At 66.1% G+C, this 23,409-nt stretch carries 22 protein-coding genes and 1 pseudogene; 15 read left to right on the top strand and 8 right to left on the bottom strand.

What is annotated here, in order from left to right; all coding sequences use genetic code 11:
• Positions 1–57: 57 nt before the first annotated feature.
• A complete protein-coding gene (gene pdxH / locus U4Y88_RS09145) occupies positions 58–699 on the bottom strand; it encodes a pyridoxamine 5'-phosphate oxidase (RefSeq protein ID WP_224005071.1) in 642 nt (213 codons plus the stop codon).
• Positions 700–902: 203 nt separating this feature from the next.
• Between pdxH and U4Y88_RS09150 the strand changes: the two genes are divergently transcribed.
• Positions 903–1,793, top strand: a complete 891-nt coding sequence (locus U4Y88_RS09150) for a tRNA threonylcarbamoyladenosine dehydratase (protein WP_321783488.1) — start codon at positions 903–905, stop codon at positions 1,791–1,793.
• A 97-nt stretch (positions 1,794–1,890) separates the two neighbouring features.
• Here the strand turns inward: U4Y88_RS09150 and trxA are convergent, their stop codons facing one another.
• Together trxA and U4Y88_RS09160 are read right to left on the bottom strand one after the other, a co-directional pair.
• The gene (gene trxA / locus U4Y88_RS09155; RefSeq protein ID WP_224005082.1) at positions 1,891–2,739 is read right to left on the bottom strand and encodes a thioredoxin; all 849 of its coding nucleotides are present in this window, start codon (positions 2,737–2,739) and stop codon (positions 1,891–1,893) included.
• An 89-nt stretch (positions 2,740–2,828) separates the two neighbouring features.
• Entirely contained in the window at positions 2,829–3,713 is an 885-nt protein-coding gene (locus U4Y88_RS09160; protein WP_224005085.1) for a pirin family protein, read from the bottom strand.
• Positions 3,714–3,993: 280 nt separating this feature from the next.
• On the opposite strand from U4Y88_RS09160, the gene U4Y88_RS09165 reads away from it, so the two are divergent.
• Entirely contained in the window at positions 3,994–4,899 is a 906-nt protein-coding gene (locus U4Y88_RS09165; RefSeq protein WP_321783490.1) for an EamA family transporter, read from the top strand.
• 96 nt (positions 4,900–4,995) lie between these two features.
• On the opposite strand, the gene U4Y88_RS09170 is transcribed toward U4Y88_RS09165, so the two are convergent.
• Positions 4,996–6,540: an N-acetylmuramoyl-L-alanine amidase gene (locus U4Y88_RS09170; protein ID WP_321783492.1), complete on the bottom strand. Its 1,545-nt coding sequence runs from the start codon at positions 6,538–6,540 to the stop codon at positions 4,996–4,998.
• The gene (gene tsaE / locus U4Y88_RS09175; RefSeq protein WP_321783493.1) at positions 6,522–7,154 is read right to left on the bottom strand and encodes a tRNA (adenosine(37)-N6)-threonylcarbamoyltransferase complex ATPase subunit type 1 TsaE; all 633 of its coding nucleotides are present in this window, start codon (positions 7,152–7,154) and stop codon (positions 6,522–6,524) included. Before tsaE ends, U4Y88_RS09170 begins: the two co-directional genes overlap by 19 nt.
• Positions 7,155–7,171: 17 nt before the next feature.
• Between tsaE and queG the strand changes: the two genes are divergently transcribed.
• The 10 genes and pseudogenes from queG to U4Y88_RS09225 all read left to right on the top strand — a co-directional run bounded on the left by queG (position 7,172) and on the right by U4Y88_RS09225 (position 15,746).
• Positions 7,172–8,551, top strand: coding sequence for a tRNA epoxyqueuosine(34) reductase QueG (queG, locus tag U4Y88_RS09180; protein ID WP_321783495.1), 1,380 nt, complete (start codon positions 7,172–7,174; stop codon positions 8,549–8,551).
• 103 nt (positions 8,552–8,654) lie between these two features.
• Positions 8,655–9,209: a methylated-DNA--[protein]-cysteine S-methyltransferase gene (locus U4Y88_RS09185; protein ID WP_415774421.1), complete on the top strand. Its 555-nt coding sequence runs from the start codon at positions 8,655–8,657 to the stop codon at positions 9,207–9,209.
• Positions 9,206–10,249: a site-specific tyrosine recombinase XerD gene (gene xerD / locus U4Y88_RS09190; protein ID WP_321783497.1), complete on the top strand. Its 1,044-nt coding sequence runs from the start codon at positions 9,206–9,208 to the stop codon at positions 10,247–10,249. Before U4Y88_RS09185 ends, xerD begins: the two co-directional genes overlap by 4 nt.
• A 45-nt stretch (positions 10,250–10,294) precedes the next feature.
• Complete coding sequence (gene ybaK, locus U4Y88_RS09195) at positions 10,295–10,786, top strand: Cys-tRNA(Pro) deacylase (RefSeq protein WP_224005115.1); 492 nt, start codon at positions 10,295–10,297, stop codon at positions 10,784–10,786.
• 200 nt (positions 10,787–10,986) lie between these two features.
• Positions 10,987–11,613, top strand: coding sequence for a glycerol-3-phosphate 1-O-acyltransferase PlsY (gene plsY / locus U4Y88_RS09200; RefSeq protein ID WP_224005118.1), 627 nt, complete (start codon positions 10,987–10,989; stop codon positions 11,611–11,613).
• Between the two features lie 293 nt (positions 11,614–11,906).
• Positions 11,907–13,724, top strand: coding sequence for a methyl-accepting chemotaxis protein (locus U4Y88_RS09205; RefSeq protein WP_321783498.1), 1,818 nt, complete (start codon positions 11,907–11,909; stop codon positions 13,722–13,724).
• A 252-nt stretch (positions 13,725–13,976) separates the two neighbouring features.
• Positions 13,977–14,144 (top strand): annotated as a pseudogene (locus tag U4Y88_RS37745) (DUF4160 domain-containing protein); the annotation flags it as partial.
• An 86-nt stretch (positions 14,145–14,230) separates the two neighbouring features.
• Positions 14,231–14,800: a DUF2442 domain-containing protein gene (locus U4Y88_RS09215; protein WP_321783502.1), complete on the top strand. Its 570-nt coding sequence runs from the start codon at positions 14,231–14,233 to the stop codon at positions 14,798–14,800.
• Between the two features lie 93 nt (positions 14,801–14,893).
• Positions 14,894–15,256: a metalloregulator ArsR/SmtB family transcription factor gene (locus U4Y88_RS09220; protein WP_321783504.1), complete on the top strand. Its 363-nt coding sequence runs from the start codon at positions 14,894–14,896 to the stop codon at positions 15,254–15,256.
• Positions 15,246–15,746 carry an SRPBCC family protein gene (locus tag U4Y88_RS09225; protein ID WP_321783506.1) on the top strand — a complete coding sequence of 167 codons (501 nt, stop codon included), beginning with the start codon at positions 15,246–15,248 and terminating at the stop codon, positions 15,744–15,746. Before U4Y88_RS09220 ends, U4Y88_RS09225 begins: the two co-directional genes overlap by 11 nt.
• Positions 15,747–15,866: 120 nt before the next feature.
• Here U4Y88_RS09225 and U4Y88_RS09230 read toward each other — a convergent pair whose 3' ends face one another.
• Positions 15,867–16,352 carry a YajQ family cyclic di-GMP-binding protein gene (locus tag U4Y88_RS09230; RefSeq protein ID WP_224005133.1) on the bottom strand — a complete coding sequence of 162 codons (486 nt, stop codon included), beginning with the start codon at positions 16,350–16,352 and terminating at the stop codon, positions 15,867–15,869.
• 222 nt (positions 16,353–16,574) lie between these two features.
• Here U4Y88_RS09230 and murB point away from each other — a divergent pair, with 222 nt between their 5' ends.
• A complete protein-coding gene (gene murB / locus U4Y88_RS09235) occupies positions 16,575–17,639 on the top strand; it encodes a UDP-N-acetylmuramate dehydrogenase (RefSeq protein WP_224005136.1) in 1,065 nt (354 codons plus the stop codon).
• Positions 17,640–17,723: 84 nt separating this feature from the next.
• On the opposite strand, the gene U4Y88_RS09240 is transcribed toward murB, so the two are convergent.
• The gene (locus U4Y88_RS09240; protein WP_224005139.1) at positions 17,724–18,551 is read right to left on the bottom strand and encodes an EAL domain-containing protein; all 828 of its coding nucleotides are present in this window, start codon (positions 18,549–18,551) and stop codon (positions 17,724–17,726) included.
• Positions 18,552–18,877: 326 nt separating this feature from the next.
• Here U4Y88_RS09240 and hmgA point away from each other — a divergent pair, with 326 nt between their 5' ends.
• On the top strand, positions 18,878–20,248 hold the full coding sequence (gene hmgA / locus U4Y88_RS09245) for a homogentisate 1,2-dioxygenase (protein WP_321783508.1): 1,371 nt from the start codon (positions 18,878–18,880) through the stop codon (positions 20,246–20,248).
• Positions 20,245–21,579 carry a fumarylacetoacetase gene (fahA, locus tag U4Y88_RS09250; RefSeq protein ID WP_321783510.1) on the top strand — a complete coding sequence of 445 codons (1,335 nt, stop codon included), beginning with the start codon at positions 20,245–20,247 and terminating at the stop codon, positions 21,577–21,579. The genes hmgA and fahA overlap by 4 nt, the downstream gene beginning before the upstream one ends.
• A gap of 603 nt (positions 21,580–22,182) precedes the next feature.
• Here fahA and U4Y88_RS09255 read toward each other — a convergent pair.
• The gene (locus U4Y88_RS09255; protein ID WP_321783512.1) at positions 22,183–23,346 is read right to left on the bottom strand and encodes an MFS transporter; all 1,164 of its coding nucleotides are present in this window, start codon (positions 23,344–23,346) and stop codon (positions 22,183–22,185) included.
• Positions 23,347–23,409: the final 63 nt, after the last annotated feature.

Below are 23,409 nucleotides of genomic sequence, written 5' to 3' on the forward strand. Positions count from 1 at the left end.
TGGGCGGCGCGCTTGAAGCGTTGTAAAGCGATGTAAAGCGGTAAAGCTTGTGCCGTGTTACGGCGCGAGACGCTCGATGCGCCAGGCGTCGGCCGCGCTGTCGCGCACATAGCGGATGCGGTCATGCAGCCGCGACGGGCGGCCTTGCCAGAATTCGATCGCCGTCGGCACGACGCGATAACCGCCCCAGTGCGGCGGACGCGGCGGCTGTTCGCCGTACTGCGCGCTGATCTCGCGCTCGCGCGCTTCGAGCTGCTCGCGGCTCTCGATCACCGCGCTTTGCTCCGACGCCCAGGCGCCGATGCGCGAACCGAGCGGACGCGACTGGAAATACGCCTCGCTTTCGGCGTCGCTGGTCTTCTCGACCGCGCCTTCGATGCGCACCTGGCGTTCAAGCTCGATCCAGTGAAACAGCAGCGCCGCGTGCGGATTGGCGCCCAGTTCGCGGCCCTTGCGGCTCTCGTAGTTCGTGAAGAACACGAAGCCGCGCTCGTCCACACCCTTGATCAGCAGGATGCGCGCGGCGGGACGGCCCTGCGCGTCGACGGTCGCGACGGTCATGGCGTTCGGCTCGGGCAGTTTCGCGTCGAGCGCCTGGGCGAACCAGGTCTGGAACTGGCGGATGGGATCGGGATCGACGTCGGCGGCATCGAGCGAACCGAGCGAATAGTTCTTGCGGAGGTCGGCGAGGGAGGTCATTTTTTATGCGGACGCTTCAGTGCGAATAAGTATAGCGAAGAGGCGAAACCAGGGCCGCGAACGGCGGTTCGGCGGCCTGCCCACGGCGGCGGTGAACGCGGACCGATGCGGCCGCGTCCGGCCGGGTCCGGCGCGATCAGGCAAAATACGGGTCTCGCGAGGACCGGGACAGCGCGCCCGGTCCGCTTACGATTCCTACCGCCATGTCCAGTCACCCGATTACCCCTGTCGCCGGCGCCGCCGGCCCCGTCGATCTTACCGCGAGCCCCGCCGCCGATGTTGCGGACCGGGCCCGCCGCTTCGGCGGCGTGGCGCGGCTTTACGGCGCACCCGCGCTCGATGCGTTCGAGCGCGCGCATGTTGCCGTGATCGGCATCGGCGGCGTGGGCTCGTGGGTGGCGGAGGCGCTCACGCGCAGCGCCATCGGCACGCTCACGCTGATCGACCTCGACAACGTCGCCGAAAGCAACACCAACCGTCAGATCCACGCGCTCGACGGCAACTACGGCAAGCCGAAAGTCGAGGCGATGGCCGAGCGCATCAAGCTGATCGATCCGGCCTGCGACGTGCGGCTCGTCGAGGACTTCGTCGAGCCGTCGAATTTCGATGCGCTGCTGGGCGGCGGTTTCGATTACGTGGTGGACGCGATCGACAGCGTGCGCACCAAGACCGCGCTGATCGCGTGGTGCGTGGAGCACCGCGTGCCGCTGATCACCGTGGGCGGCGCGGGCGGGCAGCTGGACCCGACGCGCATCCGCATCGACGATCTCGCGCTGACGATCCAGGACCCGCTGCTTTCGAAGGTGCGCGGGCAGTTGCGCAAGCATCACGGCTTTCCGCGCGGGCCGAAGGCGCGCTTCAAGGTGAGCGCCGTCTATTCGGACGAACCGCTGATCTATCCCGAAGCCGCTGTGTGCGATGTCGACAGCGAAGCCGAACACGTGACGACCTCGCCGGGGCATCACGGGCCGGTCGGGCTCAACTGCGCGGGGTTCGGTTCGAGCGTGTGCGTGACGGCGAGCTTTGGTTTTGCGGCCGCGGCGTATGTGCTGCGGACGCTGGCGCATCAGGCGAATGCGCGGGCGGCGGGCTGAATCCTCGTTTTAAGGACGATCATCCCTGTTTTAAGGATTCACTCGCCATAAAAAAACGCCACGGTCTCCCGTGGCGTTTCCTCTTTCAGCAGCACGCTCAATTCAACGTCGCGCTCAACTTGCGCCGCCATTCGCTCACCAGCTGCGGCTGATGCGCGGCCAGATCGAACACCGACAGCATCGTCTTGCGGCCGATGTCCTCGCGGAACGTCCGGTCGCGCTTCACGATCTCCAGCAGATGCTCCAGCGCGCCCGCGTACTTGCGCCGCGCGATCAGCGCGCTCGCGAGGTCGAAACGCGCTTCCAGATCGTCCGGGTGGCTCGCCACGCGCGCATCGAGCGCGTCGGTGGGCGGCAGGTCGGCGGCGGCGTCGAGCGCGTCGAGACGCGTCTTCAGCGCGTTGAACCGCGCATCGATGCCCTGCGTGGTCTTGGGCGAGAGCAGATCGACTTCGTTGCGGGCCTCGTCGGCGCGGTTGTCGGCGAGCAGCAGCTCGATCAGATCCATGCGCGCGTCGTCGAAGCCGGGGTCGTAGGCGAGCGCGGCCTGGAGCGCTTCATAGGCGTCCTCGCGGCGGCCTTCCTCGATGGCCTGCTGCGCGATCTGGCGCGCGGCCTGCGCCGAATCGGGAATCAGCCGGTCGATGAACTCGCGCAACTGGCCTTCAGGCAGCACGCCGATGAACTGGTCGACGGCCTGGCGGTCGGCGAACGCGACGACGTGCGGAATGCTGCGCACCTGAAAATGCGCGGCCAGCTCCTGGTTTTCGTCGACGTTCACTTTCACGAGCCGCCACTTGCCCGCGTATTCGGCTTCGAGTTTTTCGAGCATCGGGCCGAGCGACTTGCACGGGCCGCACCACGGCGCCCAGAAGTCGACCAGCACCGGCGCGAGCGCCGACGCTTCGATCACGTCTCTTTCAAAAGTGGCCAGAGTGGTATCCATTGCGTCCTCGTTGGGAATTGGCTGTCACGCGTGTAGATGGGGGCGAATCGCCGCGCTTCAACGTAGTCAGTGCGCGGCTCGATCGCGTCTCAGTGCGCGGGTTTTTTCTCGGGCAGCGGAATCCATTCGGTTTCGCCGGGCACCTGCCCCATTTCCTGACGCGTCCACGCGGCCTTCGCGGCGTCGATCTTTTCGCGCGAGCTGGCGACGAAGTTCCACTCGATGAAGCGTTCGCCTTCGAGCTTTTCGCCGCCGAGCAGCATCACGCGAGCCCCGTTCGCGCTTGCGAGCGTCACGGTTTCGCCCGGCACGAGCACGGCCATGCTGTGCTGGTCGAGCGGCGTGCCGTCGATCGAGAGGTCGCCTTCGACCAGATAGACGCCGCGCTCCTCATGCTCCGGTTCGAGCGCGATGGCGCTGCCGGGCGCGAAGTCGGCGGCCACGTAGAGCGTGCCGGAGAAGGTCTCGACCGGCGAGGTCGCGCCGAACGCCGTGCCCGCGATCACGCGCAGCGTCACGCCGTTGCGCTCGATTTCGGGCAGCGTCGCGGCTTCGTGGTGGAAGAACGAGGGTTCGACGTCCTCGTGATCGAGCGGCAGCGCGACCCACGTCTGGATGCCGTGCATCGTGAGGCCGGTGGCGCGGTTTTCGTCGGGCGTGCGCTCGGAGTGGACGATGCCGCGGCCCGCGGTCATCCAGTTGACATCGCCGGGCAGGATCTTCTGCTTCGAGCCGAGGCTGTCGCGGTGCATCAGCGCGCCGTCGTAGAGATAGGTGACGGTGGCGAGGCCGATATGCGGATGCGGACGCACGTCGACGCCCGCGCCGGGCGCGAGCGTGGCCGGGCCCATGTGGTCGAAGAAGATGAACGGGCCGACGAGCCGCGCGGCCATGGCGGGCAGCACGCGGCGCACGTACAGGTTGCCGATGTCGCGCTGATGGGGCTTGAGGACCGCTTTGATCGATGAGGACATGGACGCTTCCTTGATGAGCCGGACGGTACGAATGAATAGGGGCGATGCGGCGGCAGCGGGGCAAAGACGCGGCAAAAGCGCGGCGCTGCGCGCGCGGACTGGCGCCCATTCTAACGCCCGCTCCGGCGGTGTGTCGGCAAGCGCGAAGGCCTCTGTGGGGTGTCCGTCGGGCCCGTGACGCGTGCTCAAGCGGCATCGGCACAATTTGACCGGCTGGGCGCGCGAGCGCCGCAGCCGCTAAACTTGCAGATTCGACAGAACAATAGAGGGAGCCAGAGAGATGTCGCCGAAGGATTTGTTGCTGGCGCTGGTCGTGGTGCTCGCGTGGGGCGTGAATTTCGTCGTGATCAAGGTGGGTCTGCATGGCGTGCCGCCGTTGCTGCTCGGCGCGCTGCGCTTCATGCTGGCGGCGTTCCCGGCGATCCTGTTCGTGAAGCGTCCGAAACTGCCGCTGCGCTGGCTGCTCGCTTACGGCGCGACCATTTCGTTCGGCCAGTTCGCGTTCCTCTTCACGGCGATGTACGTGGGCATGCCCGCCGGGCTCGCCTCGGTCGTGCTGCAGGCGCAGGCGTTCTTCACGCTGGTGTTCGCGGCCATGTTCCTCGGCGAGCGCTTTCGCGCGCAGAACGTCATCGGCCTCTTGATCGCGGCGGGCGGGCTCGCGCTGATCGGCCTGCAATCGACGGCGGCGGCGGGCGTGGGCGCGCAGACCATGACGGCGGCGGGCTTCATCCTCACGCTGTGCGCGGCCTGCATGTGGGCGCTCGGCAATATCGTCACGAAGAAGGTGGGCAAGGTCGATCTGGTCGGCCTCGTGGTGTGGGCGAGCCTGATTCCGCCGCTGCCGTTCCTCGTGCTCTCGTATTTCATGGAAGGGCCGCAGCGCATCGAAATCGCGCTCGAAGGCATCGGCATGACGTCGATCGGCGCGATCGTCTATCTCGCGTTCATCGCGACGATCCTCGGCTACAGCCTCTGGAGCCGCCTGCTCTCGAAGTATCCGGCCAGCCAGGTCGCGCCGTTCTCGCTGCTCGTGCCGATCGTCGGGCTCGCGGCGGCCGCGCTGCTGCTCGGCGAGCGTCTCACGGGCGCGCAGATCGGCGGCGCCGCGCTCGTGATGGCGGGTCTCGCCGTGAACGTGTTCGGCGGCTGGGTCAGGCAGCGTCTGGTGGCGGCGCGGACGTAAGCCGGTCAGCGCGAGTCAGGCGTCACAACGAAAAACGCCGCGCCTCCGAAAGGAGGGCGCGGCGTTTTCACGTGCGTCGTTCAGATCACCGGATCATCAGGTCATGCGGTTTTTCGCGAGCGGCGGATTGGCCGCGAAATAGCGCTTGATGCCCTTCATGATCGCGTTGGCCATCTTGTCGCGATAGGCCTCGTCGTTGAGCTTCTGCTCTTCTTCGGGATTGCTGATGAACGCGGTTTCCACGAGGATCGACGGAATATCGGGCGCCTTGAGCACCGCGAAACCCGCCTGTTCGACCGAGCCCTTGTGCAGCTTGTTGATCTCGCCGACCTCGTTGAGCACGAAGCCGCCGTAGCGCAGCGAGTCGCGGATCTGCGCTGTGGTGGACATGTCGAACAGCGCGCGGTTCACGGCGGCGTCCGCCGTCTTCACGTTGATGCCGCCGATCTGGTCCGACGAGTTTTCCTTGTTCGCCATCCAGCGCGCGGCCGCGCTGGTCGCGCCGTGCTCGGAGAGCGCGAACACCGACGAGCCGCGCGCGGCGGGCGTGGTGAACGCATCGGCGTGAATCGACACGAACAGGTCGGCGCCCACGCGGCGCGCCTTCTGCACGCGCACGTTCAGCGGTACGAAGAAGTCGGCGTCGCGCGTCATCATCGCGCGCATGTTGGGCTGGGCGTCGATCTTCGCGCGCAGGCGCTTGGCGATGTCGAGCGCGATGTGCTTCTCGTAGGTGCCGCCGCCGCCGATCGCGCCGGGGTCCTCGCCGCCGTGGCCCGGGTCGATCGCGACCGTGAGCAGGCGCGTGGTGCCGCCCTTGCCGGACTTCGGCGCGGTGAAGCCGTAGTTGTCGTCGTCCTTGTCGGAATCATCGTCGGTCTGGGCGACGACGGGCGGCTTCGGCGCGGGCTTCGGCTTGACGACGACCGCCGGCGGCACCGGCGGCACGGGACGCGGCGCGGCAGGTGCGGACGGCGCGCCGCCTTCGTTCTGTGCGTAGCGCTGGAAGAAGTCTTCGCTGTTGTCGTGGCGCGGCGTGTTCGGACCGGCGAGCGTGGACGGCGCGGGCGGCGCGTTCTGGCGCATCGCCTCGTGGGCGTCGAGCTGCTGCTGCTTGTGCTCGGTCTGCGCGAGCAGATCCATGAGCGGATCGGGCGCGACGGCCGGGTAGAGGTCGAACACGAGCCGGTACTTGTACGAGCCGACCGGCTGCAGCGTGAAAACCTGCGGCTTCACCGAGCCCTTCAGGTCGAACACCATGCGCACCACGTGCGGCTGATATTGCCCGACGCGCACGGCCTGGATCTGCGGATCGTTCGGCGTGATCTTGGAGACGAGATTCTTGAGCGCGTCGTCGAGGTCGAGGCCGCTCAGGTCGACCACGAGGCGGTCGGGATTCTGCAGCAGCGTCTGCGTGGTCGTCAGCGCCTGATCGGATTCGATCGTGACGCGCGTATAGTCGCGCGCGGGCCACACGCGCACGCCCATCACCGAGGTCGCCCACGCGAGGCGCGGCGCCGCGAGGCCGAGCACCAGCGTGGACGCGCCCGCCTTCAGAATCTGCCGGCGACGCCAGTTGTGCGTGGCGGTGGCGGCGGATTCGATCGAGCGGAACGGTTTGATTAACATCTTTCTAGACATGCCTTTCCTGATGCGCTGTATGCGTACGCGGTGAGCACGCGGCCTTCGCCGTCCGGGCCGGGTTCGAGCTGGAACACCAGGTCCGGCACGCCGAGCAGGCCGCCCGCGCGTTGCGGCCATTCGACGAGACACACCGCCCCTTGCGCGAAATATTCGCGGAAGCCGGCGTCGGCCCATTCGGCCGGGTCGCTGAAACGATACAGATCGAAGTGATAAAGCTGGAGTTCCCCGCTTGCGCTCGCCACCGTGTAGGGTTCGACGAGTGTGTATGTCGGACTGCGCACGCGTCCGCTGTGGCCGAGCGCGCGCAGCGAGGCGCGCACGAGCGAAGTCTTGCCCGCGCCGAGGTCGCCGAGAAGCTGAACGTGCAGGCCGGCGAACGCGTTGACGGCGTGTGCCGGCGCGTTGATCTGTGCGTTGCTGGGTGCGTTAGCCGTATTGTCGGCAGGCGGGCGGGAAATTTGCGTGCTGGCGGCGCGCACGGCGTCGAGCGCGTGCGCGAAACGGGCGCCGAACGCATCGGTGGCGCTTTCATCCGCGAGCTCGAAACGGCGTTCGAGCAGAACGGGAGCGGCGGGCAGGCTCGCGTGGTCGTGACCGGACGTGTCGGGCATTCTCGTAAAATGGCGTGATGAACCCCTCGCATTCCCCCTCGAACCAGACATTGGCCGCCAAGGCCGCGCGCGCGCCTGACCAGGCGCAGGAGTCGGCGCAAGCAGCGGCGCAAGAGTCGGCGCAAGAGGCGGCGCAAACTGCGCCGCAGGGCGCCGGCGCGACGCTCGATGCGGCGGCGCTGGCCGCGCTCGCGACGCGCATCCGCGTATGGGGACGCGAGCTGGGGTTCGGTGCGATCGGTATCAGCGACACCGACCTATCTCATGCCGAGGCGGGCCTTGCGGCGTGGCTCGAAGCCGGCTGCCACGGCGAGATGGATTATATGGCCAAACATGGGATGAAACGCGCACGGCCCGCCGAGCTCGTTGCCGGTACGCGACGTGTCATCACCGCCCGCATGGCCTATTTGCCGGCCGCGACGCTCGATCCGTCGATGGCTGCAAGCGCCGCGAATGCATCGGAGCACGCGGCAGGTAAGCCTGCTGAAAGTGCTTCGCAAGGCGCGGAACAAGCTCACGCGCCGCACGCCGTCCACGACGACTGGCGTCTGCGCGAACACGCGCGTCTCGCCGATCCGCACGCCGCCGTCGTGTCGATCTATGCGCGCGGCCGCGACTATCACAAGGTGATGCGCGCGCGTCTGCAGCAACTCGCCGAGCGCATCGAGGCCGAGATCGGCGCATTCGGATTTCGCGTCTTTACCGATTCTGCGCCCGTGCTCGAAGTCGAACTCGCGCAGAAAGCGGGTATCGGCTGGCGCGGCAAGCACACGCTGCTGCTCCAGCACGACGCGGGCTCGCTATTTTTTCTCGGCGAAATTTACGTCGACGTGCCGCTGCCCACCGACGCCGACGATCCGTCCAGCGCGGCCCCCGAAACGCCGGGCGCGCATTGCGGCAGTTGCACGCGCTGCATCGGCGCGTGTCCGACGGGCGCGATCACTGGGCCGTATCGCGTCGATGCGCGCCGCTGCATCTCGTACCTGACGATCGAATTGAAGGGCAGCATTCCGCTGGACATGCGGCCGCTGATCGGCAATCGTGTCTACGGTTGCGACGATTGCCAGCTCGTCTGTCCCTGGAACAAGTTCGCGCAGGCCGCGCCGGTCGCCGATTTCGACGTGCGCCACGGGCTCGACCGCGCGAGTCTCGTCGAGCTGTTTAGCTGGAGCGCCCAGCAATTCGACGAGCGCATGCAGGGCAGCGCGATCCGGCGCATCGGTTACGAAAGCTGGTCGCGCAATATCGCGGTGGCGATGGGCAATGCGCTGCGTGCGGACGAAGCGCAAGCAACACGCGCGCGCCGCGAGGCCATCGTCGATGCGCTGCGCGCGCGCTTGCAGGACGAATCGGCGATCGTGCGCGAGCATGTGCAATGGGCGCTGGAAGCGGCATGATCGCGCCGACGAAGGTGACGATTCAAGGAGAGCGGCGATGACGAAAACATTGGCCGGCGCATCGGCAAGCTATTCGCTGTGGGACGACGCGGAAGACGCGGCGATGCGCGCCGCGGCCCACGTGCCTGCTGACGTGCCCGCGCGCGCGCCGAGCCCGCAGGCTTTGCGCAAGCTCGCGCCGCGCGTCTACAACGCGGTGATCGACGCGCCGTTCGGCAAGGTCGGCATCGTCACGGCTGCGGACGGCGTGCGCGAAATCCACTATCTGCCGGGTTCGACGCCGGGCTTCGCGCCCGATTCCGAACTCGCCGAACGCGCCGCCGCGCAGATCGCGCGCTATCTCGACGACGCGTCCGCGTCCTTCGATCTGCCGCTCGCATCGCCCGGCACGGCGTTCCAGCGCCGCGTCTGGGACGGCATCTGCGCGATCGGGGCGGGCAGCGTGCTGACCTACGGCGAACTGGCGCAGCGCATCGGCAGCATCAGCGCGCGCGCGGTGGGGCAGGCGTGCGGCTCGAACTATTTGCCGATCGTGATCCCGTGCCATCGCGTGGTCGCGGCGGGCGGTATCGGCGGGTTCAATCACCATGGCGGCGACGGTTTTTTCCGCGACGTCAAACGCTGGCTGCTCGCCCACGAAGGCGTAAGGATCCGATGACGAACACCCCCGCGCACGACGACGCGCACGAACCCGACGCCGATTTCGAGGACGGCGAGCAAGACCTCGCCGCGCTCGACGATGCAGACGCTGAGCACTTCGACGCCATCGACGACAATGCGCCGCTTTCCGCCGCCGCCGCCGAAACGCTCGCCACGAGCCTGCTCGCGATCGACACGTTCTGCGACGCCATGTGGCTCGAACACGGTCTCTCGCGCAACACGCTCGACGCTTACCGGCGCGATCTGCGCCTGTTCGCCGAATGGCTCGCTCGCGCGCGTCCGCACGGTCTCGACGGCGTGCACGAAGACGATATCCACGCCTACAGCGCGCGCCGCAAGGACGACAAATCGACTTCGGCGAACCGGCGTCTCTCGGTGTTCCGGCGCTACTACGGCTGGGCGCTGCGCGAGCGGCGCCTGAGCGTCGATCCCACCGTGCGCGTGCGCTCGGCCAAGCAGCCGCCGCGCTTTCCCACCACGCTGACCGAAGCCCAGGTCGAAGCGCTGCTGAACGCGCCCGACGTGACTACGCCGCTCGGCCTGCGCGATCGCACGATGCTCGAACTGATGTACGCGAGCGGCTTGCGCGTGACCGAACTCGTCACGCTCAAGACCGTGGAAGTGGGCCTGAACGAAGGCGTCGTGCGCGTGATGGGCAAGGGCTCGAAGGAGCGGCTCGTGCCGTTCGGCGAAGAGGCGTCGGCGTGGCTCACGCGTTACCTGCGCGAGTCGCGGCCCGCGCTGCTCGGCCCGCGCCCGGCCGACGCGCTGTTCGTGACCGCGCGCGCCGAAGGCATGACGCGCCAGCAGTTCTGGCACATCATCAAGCGTCACGCGCTGAATGCGGGCGTACACGCGCCGCTTTCGCCGCACACGCTGCGTCACGCGTTCGCCACGCACCTGCTCAATCACGGCGCCGATCTGCGCGTGGTGCAGATGCTGCTCGGCCACAGCGACATCTCCACCACGCAGATCTACACGCACGTCGCGCGCGAGCGTCTGCGCCTGCTGCATCAGATGCATCATCCGCGCGGCTGACCGCGAGCGCGCGGACCACCCACTGCGCGCATTACAATGCGCGCCATGAGCAAATCGAAACACGTCTCCGAAACGCCCGCCACGCAGATGCTGCGCCGCGCGGGCGTCGCGTTCGGCGAGCATCCCTACGAGTATGTCGAGCATGGCGGCACGGGCGAGTCCGCGCGCCAGCTCGGCGTGGACGAGCACCGCGTCGTCAAGACGCTCGTGATGGAGGACGAGAACGCGAAGCCGCTCATCGTCCTCATGCACGGCGACCGCAAGGTGTCGACCAAGAATCTCGCGCGGCAGATCGGCGCCAAGCGCGTCGAGCCCTGCAAGCCGGAAGTCGCGAATCGTCACTCGGGCTATCTGGTGGGCGGCACTTCGCCATTCGGCACCAAAAAGCGCATGCCGGTCTACGTCGAATCGACGATTCTCGATTTCGACGAAATCTGGCTCAACGGCGGCAAACGCGGCTATCTGGTGAGTCTCGCGCCTGCCGTGCTGACCTCGTTGCTCGATGCGAAGCCGGTGCAGTGCGCGAGCGTCGAATAAAGTCCAACGCGAAGGTCCGCCGCGTCGCGCGCGCGACGGTACGTTCCCTGATTACCCTGGTGCGCCATCAAGGCGCGCCCGCGCTTCGGTAGAATGGCGCGTTCGCCGACGCGGCGCTTCGCTTGCCGGCATTCCTGGCTGGCCGCGCGCCGCGTCGCGCTTCGTCTCACGCTTCGTTTCAATTACTTCGGGTTTCGTGCATGTACAACCTGTTCGTCGCCGTTCTGGCTTATCTGATCGGTTCGGTTTCGTTCGCGGTGATCGTGAGCGCCTTCATGGGCCTCGACGATCCGCGCTCCTACGGCTCCGGCAATCCGGGCGCGACCAATGTGCTGCGTAGCGGCAACAAAAAGGCCGCGATCCTCACGCTGATCGGCGACGCGTTCAAGGGCTGGCTCGCGGTCTGGCTCACGGTGCGTTTCGGCCCGCGTTTCGGTCTGGACGACACGGCCGTCGCGCTCGCCGCCATCGCCGTGTTCCTCGGGCATCTGTATCCCGTGTTCTTCCGCTTCAAGGGCGGCAAGGGCGTGGCGACGGCCGCGGGCGTGCTGCTCGCGATCAATCCGCTGCTCGGCGGCCTGACGCTGCTCACCTGGCTGATCGTCGCGTTCTTCACGCGGTATTCGTCGCTGGCGGCGCTCGCCGCCGCGCTGTTCGCGCCGATCTTCTACGTCTTCCTGTTCGGCCCGCACGTGATCGCGCTCGCGATTCTCGCCATGAGCGCGCTGCTGTTCTGGCGTCACCGCGCCAACATCACGAAGCTGATGAACGGCACCGAAAGCCGTATCGGCGATAAAAAGAAGAAGGCCGCCGCCGCGAGCGAATAAGCCTGTGGTGGGGCGGTATTGAAACCGTATTGAAGTTGTATTGGGCACGCGCCGCGAGGGAAGCGCGGCGTGCCGCTCGCGCAAGATGTCGGAGTTGTGAGTCACTGCGCATTTTCCTGTCGTGTCGTCTGATCAGTTACGCGCATTTGTCTGACGTTTGGCTGCATTTTATGAGCATTTGCACCATAAAAGCGCCTTAAGTCGTCTGCCGGCGGGCCGTAAACCCGTATGTCATTTTTCTATTGCCATACGTACTCGCGGTCCGAATCACCTCTTCCCCGGCGATCCCCCACATGTTCTCCACCATTCGCGCGCGCATCGTCGCGCTATGCGTTTCCATCGTCGTCGTGGCGCTCGCGGCCAACACCGCACTCGATTACACCGTCGCCAACTCGCATAACAAGGATTCGATCGACGCCACGCTTGCGGCCGTCGCGGCCAGTCACGCCGAAGGCATCGGCGAATGGGCGGCCACCCACGCGCGCATGATCGACTCGCTGCAGGACGCCGTGCTCCAGCCCGATCCGTCGGCGGCGCTCAAGCTGGTCGCGGCGGCGGGCGGCTTCACCAACGTCTACGTGGGCTATGCCGACAAGACCGCGAAGTTCTCCGATCCGACCGGCATTCCGCCCGACTACGACCCGACCGGCCGTCCCTGGTACAAGCAGGCGGTCGCGGCGGGCAAGGGCGTGCTGACGCCGCCTTACGTCGACGTGGGCACCGGCAAGCTGGTGGTGGCGTTCGCGGCGCCCGTGATCCGCGACGGCCAGGTGAAGGGCGTGATTTCCGGCGACGTCGCCATGGACGACGTGGTGTCGAACGTGCAGTCGATCCATCCGACGCCCGCGAGCTTCGGCATGCTGGTGGACAGTTCGGGCCAGATCGTCGCGCACAACGACGCGAAGCTCACGCTCAAGCCGGCCACCGACCTCGCGCCCGAACTGACGGCCGACACGCTGGCGTCGATGGCTTCGTCCGCTTCGTCTGGCAAGTCGGCGCGGCCGCTCGCCATCGACGTGGGCGGCGACGCCAAGCTGATGCGCGCACAGCCGATTCCGGGCACCGACTGGCGCCTGATCGTCGCGCTCGACCGCAGCGAAGCCACGGCGGGCATGCGCTCGCTGCTCACGGCGTCGCTGATCGCGCTGGTGGTGGTGGGCGTGGTGGCGGCGCTGGTGGTGGGCGCGGTCACGGCCGTGTCGTTCCAGCGCCTCTCGCGCATTCGCGACGCGATGGACGCGATCAGCGCGGGCGAGGGCGATCTCACGCAGCGCTTGCCCGCCACGGGCGACGACGAAGTGGCGCAGATCGCGCGCTCGTTCAACGCCTTCATGGACAAATTGCGCGAGGTGATGCGCCATATCCGCGACGCGAGCGAGTCGGTGCGCACGGCCAGCGACGAAATCGCGGCGGGCAACGTCGATCTCTCGGGCCGCACCGAATCGGCGGCGGCGAGCCTTGAAGAAACGGCCGCGTCGATGGAGGAAATCACGGCGACGGTCGGCCAGTCGGCCAACGCGGCGCAGCAGGCGGACGTGACGGCCAACTCGGCGTCGGTGGTGGCGTCGCGCGGCGGCGCGGTGATCAACGACGTCGTCGATACGATGGGCGCGATCGAGAAGGCTTCGGTGAAGATCGCCGACATCATCGGCGTGATCGACGGCATCGCATTCCAGACCAACATTCTGGCGCTCAATGCGGCGGTGGAAGCTGCGCGCGCGGGCGAGCAGGGCCGCGGTTTCGCGGTGGTCGCGGGCGAGGTGCGCAGCCTCGCGCAGCGCAGCGCGCAGGCCGCGCGCGAGATCAAGGCGCTGATCGAATCGACGGTGACGAGCGTGAATTCCGGCTCGCAACTCGTGCGCCGCGCGGGCGAAACGATGGACGAAATCGTGGCGAACGTCGCGAACGTGACGACGATCATCTCCGAGGTGACGAACGCGGCCGGCGAGCAGACGCGCGGCATTCAGGAAGTGAACCGCGCCGTGAGCCAGCTCGACGAAATGGTCCAGCAGAACGCGGCGCTGGTCGAGCAGTCGACGGCGGCGGCGTCCGCGCTGCGCAGCCAGGCGGTGCGGCTCGCGGAAGCGGTCGGGCAGTTCAGGCTCGATTGACGGTTGTGTGCGGCAGACGCGAAAGCGGCGCTCAGGCGTCGCTTTTTTTTCGTCGGTTTGCGGGTTTGTGTGCGCACGTGCTGACGCGCTTCGGCTTCGCCTGGCCATTCGGATGAGGTTTCCGGCGCGGCGCGCGTGGTTATGCTGTGTTGTCGACCGCGCCGCTGCTCAGCGTTGATCCAGTGCAAGAGAACGCACGGAATACCGGCGGTGCGGCACCCCAGAAACCCAACGTTAGGTTAATGTCGAGCCATGCCCACACTGCTTCGCGTATCCGGCGCCCGCGTCGTGATCTTTTCGAACGATCACCGGCCCGCGCATGTTCATGTCGAGAGTCCGCAAGGCTCGTGTGTGTTCAACCTCAATTGCCCGCTCGGACCGCTGGCGCTGCGCGAGCGCTTCGCGCTCGGCGAGCGTGAAGTGGCGCGCCTCGCGCAAGCGATCGAACCCGAAGTCGCACGCCTGTGCCGGGAATGGCAACGCATCGAAACGTGGAGAACGCAAACATGGCCAGCAGCAGGGAGCGTAGCAAGCGGGAGCCCGTGGGTAACGGGGCCATCGGCCGCGAGCAGTTCGACGCCGCAACGCGGGCGGCACAGGAGAGTCCGGTCGCGGTCGCCGCGCGGTACAGCCGCGCGCATCACAAGCTCGAAGTGTCGTTCGCGAACGGCGTAGATCTCGCCGTGCCCATCGCGCTCATTCAGGACCTGCGGATGCTCGAACCTGCGCCCACGCCGGCCCAGCTTGCCGAAGTCGAGATCTGGGGCGGCGGGCAGTCGATCTACTTTCCGCGTCTGGACGAGTCGGTGTGGGCGCCGGGACTGCTGAGCGGCGTCTACGGCACGAAGCTCTGGATGCGCGATCTGGCACGCCAGATGGGCTCGGTCACCTCGCCCGCCAAGGCCGCCGCTGCGCGCGAGAACGGGCGCAAGGGCGGCAGGCCGCGCAAGCTGCCCGTGGTCGCGGGCACAGAAGCGTTCGCGAGCGAGCCGGCCGGCCGCGCGGCGGCGGGCAAGGCGGCCAAGGCGGCCAAGGCGGCCACGGTGGCCCGCAAGGCCGCGCGCAAGCGCGCATGAACGTGATGAGCGCAATGAACATCGTGCGTGTCCCACTTCGGCTCGCGCCGTTTTCGCCTTGACATGCAACCGTGAGGTTGCATACTAAAACCCATGAACGACGACGCCGTATTTCGCGCGCTCGCAGATGCGAGCCGCCGGCAGTTGCTGGACCGGCTGCACGAGAAGAACGGCCAGACGCTCACGCAGCTATGCGAGGGGCTGGCGATGTCGCGCCAGGCGGTCACCAAGCATCTCGGCGTGCTCGAGGCGGCGAATCTCGTCGTCGCCCGGCGCGAAGGGCGCGAGAAGCGCCATTTCATCAATCCGGTGCCGATCGGCGACATAGCCGCGCGCTGGATCGGCAAGTTCGAGCGCACGCGGGTGGACGCGCTCGTCGAGCTCAAACGTTCGCTGGAGGAACGCGCGCCGCACAGCGCGCAGGAATCGAAGTCAGGAGGCAGTCATGAGCCATGAGGACCGCGCCGCGGCGCAGCCCGGCACGAACGCCGCGCAGGAGTCGGTGTTCGTCTACGTCACCTATATCCGCACCACGCCGCAGGCGCTCTGGACGGCGCTCACGAGCCCGGAATTCACCCAGCGCTACTGGCACGGCGTGCGCGCCGAAAGCGACTGGCAGCCGGGTTCGCCGTGGCAGCTGCGTTTCGCCGACGGGCGCATCGCCGACTCGGGCGAGATCGTCGAGTCCGAGCCGCCGTATCGTCTGGTGATCCGCTGGCGCAACCTGTTTCGCCCCGATCTGAATGCGGAAGGCGACTCGCTGTGCACGATGGAAATCGTCGCGCAGGACGACGTGGCGAAGCTCTCGGTCACGCATCGCATGGCGCGGCCGGGTTCGAAGTTCATCGAGGCGGTATCGGGCGGCTGGCCGCTGATCCTCTCGAACCTCAAGACGCTGCTGGAAACGGGCGAGGTGATGATGCCGCTGCTGTTCAAGCCCGATTGAGCGACTGATGCAGGCTGAAAAAGCGCCGCGCACGGAGAAATAACAAACGGGCGCGGCGTGAGCAATAAGCCCGCGCCGCGCCCGCCGAACGAAAGATCGCGAGGGATCAGTCGGTCAGGATCAATCGCGGAAGTTGTTGAAGTCGAGCGGCGTGTCGGTCACGTCCTTGCGCAGCATGGCGATCACGCTTTGCAGGTCGTCGCGCTTGGTGCCGTTCACGCGCACGGCGTCGCCCTGAATGCTCGCCTGCACCTTGATCTTGCTGTCCTTCACGAGGCGCACGATCTTCTTCGCCAGGTCGCCCGAGACACCCTTCTTCACGGTGATGACCTGCTTGACCTTGTCGCCGCCGATTTTCTCGATCTTGCCGTAGTCGAGAAAACGCACGTCGACATTGCGCTTGGCCATTTTCGACAGCAGCACGTCCTTGACCTGGCCGAGCTTGAAATCGTCGTCGGCGTACGCGGTCAGTTCGCGTTCCTTCTGCTCGACGCGCGAATCCGAGCCCTTGAAGTCGAAGCGCGTGGAGATCTCCTTGTTGGATTGCTCGATCGCGTTCTTCACTTCGATCATGTTGGCTTCGCTGACGACGTCAAACGATGGCATTGCTTTCTCCCAAAAGTGCGAGTGGCGCTGCGCGGGCGGGCCGCACCGGCGTTTTCCGGCGGCGTCGCGCGCACTCGCTATAATCACGGACCGACGCCATTTTACCGGCGTCACCGTGTTTGCCCAAGGTTGCGCGGCGGCCCGTGGTTTGGCCCGTGTTCCTGTCCGTGCTGTGACCTGGCCCGCGTCCTCCGTCCGTCTTTCCGTCTCCGTTCTTCCGCGATGTCCGCTTCCGCCTTGCCTGCTGATCCGTCCCCGCGCAACAGCGTGTGGTTCGCCGCCGCTTATCCGCTGCGCGCGCACAACACGTTCGGTTTCGACGTGCGCGCGCGTTACGCGTGCCGCGTCGAAAGCGAGGCCGATTTCATCGCCGCCGTGCGCGATTCGCGCGCCGAGGGCTTGCGCACGCTCGTGCTGGGCGGCGGCAGCAATATCGTGCTCACGCGCGACTTCGACGGCCTCGTGCTGCTGGTCGGGCTGGCGGGCAAGCGTGTCGTCCATGAGGACGACGAAGCCTGGTACGTCGAAGCCGCCGCCGGCGAGAACTGGCACGATTTCGTCGCGTGGACGCTCGCAGCGGGCATGCCCGGACTCGAAAATCTCGCGCTGATTCCCGGCACGGTGGGCGCCGCGCCGATCCAGAACATCGGCGCCTACGGGCTCGAAATGGGCGATCGCTGCGCGATGGTGCGCGCGATCGAAATGGAAACCGGCACGCCGTACGAATTCGACGCCGCCGCGTGCGAGTTTGGTTATCGCGACAGCTTCTTCAAGCGCGAAGGCCGCGACCGCTTCGTGATCACGGCCGTGACCTTCCGCTTGCCGAAAGCGTGGCGGCCGAACGCCGGTTACGCCGATCTCGCGCGCGAGATCGCGCAGCGCGGCCTGAGCGAAGCGCAGTGCGCGCAGGACGTGTTCGACGCCGTAGTGGCGGTGCGCCGCGCCAAGCTGCCCGATCCGCTCGTGCTCGGCAACGCGGGCAGCTTCTTCAAGAATCCCGTGATCGAGGGCGAGCAGTTCGACGCACTCGTCATGCGTGAGCCGGGCGTCGTGTCCTATGCGCAAGCCGATGGGCGCGTGAAGCTCGCGGCGGGCTGGCTGATCGACCAATGCGGCTGGAAAGGGCGCGCGCTGCGCGAGGCGGCCGTGCACGAGCGCCAGGCGCTGGTGCTCGTGAACCGTGGCGGCGCGACCGGCGCGGACATCCTCGAATTGGCCCAGGCGATCCGCCACGACGTGCTCGCGCGCTTCGGCGTGGAACTGGAGCAGGAGCCGATCAGCCTCTAGGCCCATTGTCCGACTCGGATCACGACGCATAAAAAAACGCCGCGCCTTCGCAAGAAAGCGCGGCGTTTTTCATGGCGCAACGTGTCAGGCGGCGCTGTCCTGCGCGGTGAACACCGGCCCTTGCACGAAGCGCACGTCGTACTGCTGCAACTGCTCGAACTGCGCGGCATCGACCACGCGGTTGAAGATCAGCGGAATGCGCAGGCGCGCCGCGTAGCTGACGAGCGGCTTGACCATCGAATCGCGCAAGGCCGAACTCGCATCCATCTTCACGAAATCGAGCCGCGCCATGTCGGACACCGAAAGAATCTGGCCCGCATTCGGCAGATTGCCAGCCACCTTGAAGCCATAGCGCTGATAACTCTGCGTCAGATAGCCGACGAACGTGCGGTGCGCGACCGCCGCCGCCGGCAACTCGATCACCACGCGTCCCGGATTCAGCCCGAACGACACCAGCACGTTCGAGAAATGGCGTCCGTGATCGTATTTCACGCTCTTGAGCAGGCGCTCGTGCACGCGCAGAAACAGCAGCCCATGCTGTTGCGAGCCGAGAAAGTTGATCGTGTGCAGCGCGCGCACGCAGCGGTCGAGCGCAACCAGTTCGGGATCGTCGAGCGAATCGGAAAACGGATCATAGGGCCCGACCTTGCCGTCGACCTCGCGCAGCGTCACGGCCTGATAACCGAGCTCGTCGCCGAAACGCGAGGCCTGCGCGAGATCCGCCGTGAGGCATTGCGCGCCGCCGTGCACGCTGATGTCGTAGATCGGTTCGTACGCGCTCAGCAGCTCCACGCCGCGCCGGTGGGCGACGGCGACGGCGCTGTGCGCGCCGGTCCCCATCGCCAGATGTTCGCCGAGAAAAGGGTGGTCGGCGGCGCGGGCGACAAGCGCGGGAATGGTGGGAGCAAGCATGGCGACGAAAAGAGAGGGCGTCTCGAAATGAAATGTTTACGCAGGCGGCCTCGGGGCCGCATGACTCGATGTTAGCAGTCCGGCGGCCCGCGGCATGCATGGATTGGTGATAACGATATCCACGCGGCAAGGGCTTTGCGGCGCTTTCAGCCCGTTCCCAGGGTTTACGTTGAATTTCACTAATCATAATCCGTTTTACTATTCGTAAATCGCGCGACGGGTTCTGTCGGAGAAAGCCGACGCGCCAAGCCCGATCAACCGAACGCCGGCGTGCCGGCGCGCGTCTATGCTGAAGACGCGCCCGCACGCAGAACATGGAGACAGTGATGAACGCACCCTTGCGCCACGCCGCGCCCAGCCGCGCCGCGACCGACGGCTACATGAGCGGTTTCGCCAACGAGTTCGCGACCGAGGCGCTGCCCGGCGCGTTGCCCGACGGGCAGAACTCGCCGCAGCGCTGCGCCTACGGCCTGTACGCCGAGCAGCTCTCGGGCACCGCCTTCACCGCGCCGCGCTCGCATAATCGCCGCACGTGGTTCTATCGGATCCGTCCGGGCGCGGTGCATCAGCCGTTCACGCCGCTGGCGGCGCGCGCGAGTACGAATGACAGCGTCGGCGGTGCCGCGCGCCTCGTCGCCGATTTCAACGACGTGCCGCCCACGCCGCCCAATCAGCTGCGCTGGGACCCGCTGCCGATGCCGACCGAGCCGACCGACTTCATCGACGGCTGGGTGACGATGGCGGGCAACGGCTCGGCGGCGTCGATGAGCGGCTGCGCGATCCATCTCTACGCGGCCAACCGCGCGATGACGGACCGCTTCTTCTTCAATACCGATGGCGAACTGCTGATCGTGCCGCAGGAAGGGCGCCTGTCGATCCGCACGGAAATGGGCAAGCTCGACATCGAGCCGTTCGAGATCGCCGTGATTCCGCGCGGCGTGCGCTTCACGGTCGATCTGCCGGACGGCACGGCGCGCGGTTATATCTGCGAAAACTTCGGCGCGCTGCTGCGTCTGCCGGATCTGGGCGTGATCGGCTCGAACGGCCTCGCGAATCCGCGCGATTTCCTCACGCCGCACGCGGCCTACGAAGACCGCGAAGGGCAGTTCGAACTCGTCACCAAGCTCAACGGCCAGCTCTGGCGCGCCGACATCGGCCATTCGCCGCTCGACGTGGTGGCCTGGCACGGCAACTACGCGCCGTACAAATACGATCTGCGCCACTTCAATACGATCGGCTCGATCAGCTACGACCATCCCGATCCGTCGATCTTCCTCGTGCTGCACGCGCCGACCGACACGCCGGGCGTCGATGCGATCGACTTCGTGATCTTCCCGCCGCGCTGGCTCGCGGCCGAGAACACCTTCCGTCCGCCCTGGTACCACCGCAACGTCGCGAGCGAGTTCATGGGACTCGTGCACGGCGCGTACGACGCGAAGGCCGAGGGCTTCGTGCCGGGCGGTTCGAGCCTGCACAACTGCATGTCGGGCCACGGCCCCGACGCCGAGACCTTCGAAAAAGCCTCGAACGCCGATACGACGAAACCGCACAAGGTCGGCGACACGATGGCGTTCATGTTCGAGACCCGCACGCTGATCCGGCCGACGCGCTTCGCGCTCGAAACGGCGCAGCTGCAGGCGCATTACTACGAGTGCTGGCAAGGCCTCGCGAAACATTTCAACCCGGAGCAGCAATGAGCAGCCAACCCCTTCCCGACGACCTGCGCGCCACGCTCGATCCGCGCCGCAAGAGCTGGGTCGAATCCGCCAACGACGCCGCGTGCGATTTCCCGATCCAGAACCTGCCGTTCGGCGTGTTCAGCACCGCGCAGAACGTCACGCCGCGCGCGGGCGTGGCGATCGGCGACTCGGTGATCGACCTCGCGGCGCTGTACGACGCGGGCGTGCTGCGCTTGCCGGGTACGTCGGGTTCTCCGGCTTCGGCGCAAGCGAATGTGTTCGCGCGCCGCGCGCTCAACGACTTCATCGAACTGGGCCGCGATGTATGGCGCAGCGTGCGCGTGCAGCTTTCCTCGCTGCTTGCGCGCGATACCGCCGCCTTGCGCGACGACGCGGCGTTGCGATCGCGTGCGCTCGTGAAGCTCGCGGATGCGAAGCTGCATTTGCCGGTGTCGATTCCGGGCTATACCGACTTCTATTCGTCGAAGGAGCACGCGATGAATGTGGGATCGATGTTTCGGGATCCGAAGAATGCGTTGCTGCCGAACTGGTCGGAGATGCCGATCGGGTATAACGGGCGCGCGTCGTCGGTGGTGGTGAGCGGCACGCCGGTGCGTCGGCCGAACGGGCAGTTGAAGTCGCCGGATCAGGATCGGCCGGTGTTCGGCGCGTGCCGCAAGCTCGATATCGAACTGGAGACGGGATTCGTGATCGGGCGCGGCAATGCGCTGGGCGAGCCGATCGCGTGCGAGAGCGCCGAGGCGCATATTTTCGGCATGGTGCTGCTCAACGACTGGAGCGCGCGCGATATTCAGCAGTGGGAATATGTGCCGCTCGGGCCGTTCAATTCGAAGGGTTTCGCGACGACGATTTCACCGTGGATCGTGACGCTCGATGCGCTGGAGCCGTTCCGGGTGGCGCAGCCGGTGCAGGAGCCGCAGCCGCTGGAGTATTTGCGGCATGGAGGGGAGCATGCTTTCGATATCGAGCTGGAAGTGATGTTGCGGCCTGCCGGGGCGGGCGAGGCGACGACGATTTCGCGGACGAATTTCCGGCACATGTATTGGAGCATGGCGCAGCAGCTTGCGCATCATACGGTGGGTGGGTGTAACACCCGGGTCGGTGATTTGATGGGTTCCGGGACTATCTCGGGGCCTACGGCGGATTCGTTTGGGAGCTTGCTGGAGATTACCTGGAACGCGAAGAATCCTTTGGCGTTGAAGGGGGGCGGCACGCGTGGGTTTATTGAGGATGGGGATGTGTTGACGCTGGCTGGGTGGTGTCAGGGGGAGGGATATAGGGTGGGGTTTGGGGTGTGTGTTGGGGAGGTGATCCCCGCGTTGAGTTGATTGGTTTTGCGGTGTTGTTGGCCTTTCCTTGATTTCGTGTCGGTCTGCAAGTGTTGCCCCTGTGCGGGGCGGCACCTACTTTTCTTTGCAGCGGCAAAGAAAAGTAGGCAAAAGAAAGCCGCTCAAACCGCTAGTGTGACGCCGTCCACCACTCGCCATCATCGGTAGTGGTTCCGGAGCGTCTGTCATCACGCGCCCACCAACGAAGTGACAAGGCGGTCATACATCCCGCTGCGCGCGATGCGCGCACCGGTCGGGTATGCAGGGGAAACCGAGGGTACTGATTGATTTTGCGGGGCACTCGCAAACCTTCGGTTTGCGGTTATGCCTCACGGGGCGCTTGCGCCCCCGGATGTATGACGGCTTTGTCACTAAGTGGGGTGGTGCGAGATGGCGGACGCTCCTACACCTTTCCCCCTAAACGGCGGTTTGCGGACTTCGTCACACTAGCGGTGTGAGCGGCTTTCTTTTGCCTACTTTTCTTTGCCGCTGCAAAGAAAAGTAGGTGCCGCCCCGCACAGGGGCGACGCATGCAGACCGACATGAAAACAAGGAAAGGCCAACACCGCAACAACCAGCACCAAATGAGGCGCAAGCAAAAAATCAACGAATATGCGAAGCCTTAGCGATCCCATGCACACGCTCCCACCTCAAAGCCCCAAGAAACACAATCGCAGCGCCAAACAAAACCCAAAGCATGGCATCGCGCCCAGCATGCTCCATCAGAGCCCCAGTAATCATGGGCCCACCAAAACTCGCGACACTCCACGAAGCACTCACCAGCGCGCTAGCAGAAACCAGCGCCCCGCCTTCAAACCGCTCGCCGCAGGCGACAATCGCCAACGTATAAATCGACCCCGCAGCCGCCCCTAAAACAAACAACAAAGGCCACCGCAACCACGGCGTAGCAACAGCAAACGGCAGCAAGGGCAACAACACAACCACAATCAAGCCCATCAACCCATGCACGCGCTCGCGCCCAAGCCGATCCGCGAGCCACCCAATCGGAAATTGCATCGTCGTATCGCCCAGCAACACGACAGAAGCAAACAGCAAGGCCAGCTCACTCCCAATCCCATGCCCCATCGCGAATAACGGCAGCAACGAAAGCGCCAGCGTATCGAACAACGCAAAAAAACCGGTCGCGATAATCAGCGCAGGCATCTTCGGCAACACATGCCGCCAACTGCCATGCGGCTCATGCAGATCCGTCGTATGCGGACTCGACCGAATGGCAAACAGCATCGGCAACGCGATCAAGAAAATCGCCCCGCAGATCGCAAATCGCCACGCCGCATAGCCCGCGATCTGGCTGACCAGCACGGGACCCGACATCTGAAACAAGGTAAAAGTCGTCGCGTAGATGGCGACCACGCGTCCGCGATTGGAATCGTCCGCGAGTTCGTTGACCCACGCCTCGCCGATCGTGAACAACAGCATGAGCGCCGCGCCGCACACCATCCGCAGCAGCGCCCATATCCACAGATCCGTGCAGGTCTGCATCAGCGCAGTGGCCGCCGCCACGGCCACCACCGAGCCGACGATCACCTGCCGCGAGCCGACACGCGACGCGATCCACGCCGTGAGCGGCACGACGATCAGCCCGCCGAGCGCCTGCGCGGCGGTCAGCAGGCCGACGATGGCGGTGCCATAACCGGCGTCGGTGAGTGCGAGGGCGGTGAGCGGCAGGGTCGCGCCGGAGCCCAGGCCGACTACGGCCACGCTCAGGATCAGCGCGAGGAAATCGCGGGTCAGGACGGTTTTCATCGGGCGCCATCCTACCCTGGGCGCGCGAAAAAAGCGGCAGGGCGTGCCTTGCCCAACGTCATC

Origin of the sequence: Paraburkholderia sp. J94 (genome assembly GCF_905220285.1) — a bacterium.
GTDB classification, from domain to species: domain Bacteria; phylum Pseudomonadota; class Gammaproteobacteria; order Burkholderiales; family Burkholderiaceae; genus Paraburkholderia; species Paraburkholderia tropica_A.

Bases quoted from the DNA above. Each gene is read 5' to 3' on its own strand.
- pdxH (WP_224005071.1), bottom strand. From the start codon at position 699: ATGACCTCCCTCGCCGACCTCCGCAAGAACTATTCGCTCGGTTCGCTC.
- U4Y88_RS09150 (WP_321783488.1), top strand. From the start codon at position 903: ATGTCCAGTCACCCGATTACCCCTGTCGCCGGCGCCGCCGGCCCCGTC.
- trxA (WP_224005082.1), bottom strand. From the start codon at position 2,739: ATGGATACCACTCTGGCCACTTTTGAAAGAGACGTGATCGAAGCGTCG.
- U4Y88_RS09160 (WP_224005085.1), bottom strand. From the start codon at position 3,713: ATGTCCTCATCGATCAAAGCGGTCCTCAAGCCCCATCAGCGCGACATC.
- U4Y88_RS09165 (WP_321783490.1), top strand. From the start codon at position 3,994: ATGTCGCCGAAGGATTTGTTGCTGGCGCTGGTCGTGGTGCTCGCGTGG.
- U4Y88_RS09170 (WP_321783492.1), bottom strand. From the start codon at position 6,540: ATGTCTAGAAAGATGTTAATCAAACCGTTCCGCTCGATCGAATCCGCC.
- tsaE (WP_321783493.1), bottom strand. From the start codon at position 7,154: ATGCCCGACACGTCCGGTCACGACCACGCGAGCCTGCCCGCCGCTCCC.
- queG (WP_321783495.1), top strand. From the start codon at position 7,172: ATGAACCCCTCGCATTCCCCCTCGAACCAGACATTGGCCGCCAAGGCC.
- U4Y88_RS09185 (WP_415774421.1), top strand. From the start codon at position 8,655: ATGCGCGCCGCGGCCCACGTGCCTGCTGACGTGCCCGCGCGCGCGCCG.
- xerD (WP_321783497.1), top strand. From the start codon at position 9,206: ATGACGAACACCCCCGCGCACGACGACGCGCACGAACCCGACGCCGAT.
- ybaK (WP_224005115.1), top strand. From the start codon at position 10,295: ATGAGCAAATCGAAACACGTCTCCGAAACGCCCGCCACGCAGATGCTG.
- plsY (WP_224005118.1), top strand. From the start codon at position 10,987: ATGTACAACCTGTTCGTCGCCGTTCTGGCTTATCTGATCGGTTCGGTT.
- U4Y88_RS09205 (WP_321783498.1), top strand. From the start codon at position 11,907: ATGTTCTCCACCATTCGCGCGCGCATCGTCGCGCTATGCGTTTCCATC.
- U4Y88_RS09215 (WP_321783502.1), top strand. From the start codon at position 14,231: ATGGCCAGCAGCAGGGAGCGTAGCAAGCGGGAGCCCGTGGGTAACGGG.
- U4Y88_RS09220 (WP_321783504.1), top strand. From the start codon at position 14,894: ATGAACGACGACGCCGTATTTCGCGCGCTCGCAGATGCGAGCCGCCGG.
- U4Y88_RS09225 (WP_321783506.1), top strand. From the start codon at position 15,246: ATGAGCCATGAGGACCGCGCCGCGGCGCAGCCCGGCACGAACGCCGCG.
- U4Y88_RS09230 (WP_224005133.1), bottom strand. From the start codon at position 16,352: ATGCCATCGTTTGACGTCGTCAGCGAAGCCAACATGATCGAAGTGAAG.
- murB (WP_224005136.1), top strand. From the start codon at position 16,575: ATGTCCGCTTCCGCCTTGCCTGCTGATCCGTCCCCGCGCAACAGCGTG.
- U4Y88_RS09240 (WP_224005139.1), bottom strand. From the start codon at position 18,551: ATGCTTGCTCCCACCATTCCCGCGCTTGTCGCCCGCGCCGCCGACCAC.
- hmgA (WP_321783508.1), top strand. From the start codon at position 18,878: ATGAACGCACCCTTGCGCCACGCCGCGCCCAGCCGCGCCGCGACCGAC.
- fahA (WP_321783510.1), top strand. From the start codon at position 20,245: ATGAGCAGCCAACCCCTTCCCGACGACCTGCGCGCCACGCTCGATCCG.
- U4Y88_RS09255 (WP_321783512.1), bottom strand. From the start codon at position 23,346: ATGAAAACCGTCCTGACCCGCGATTTCCTCGCGCTGATCCTGAGCGTG.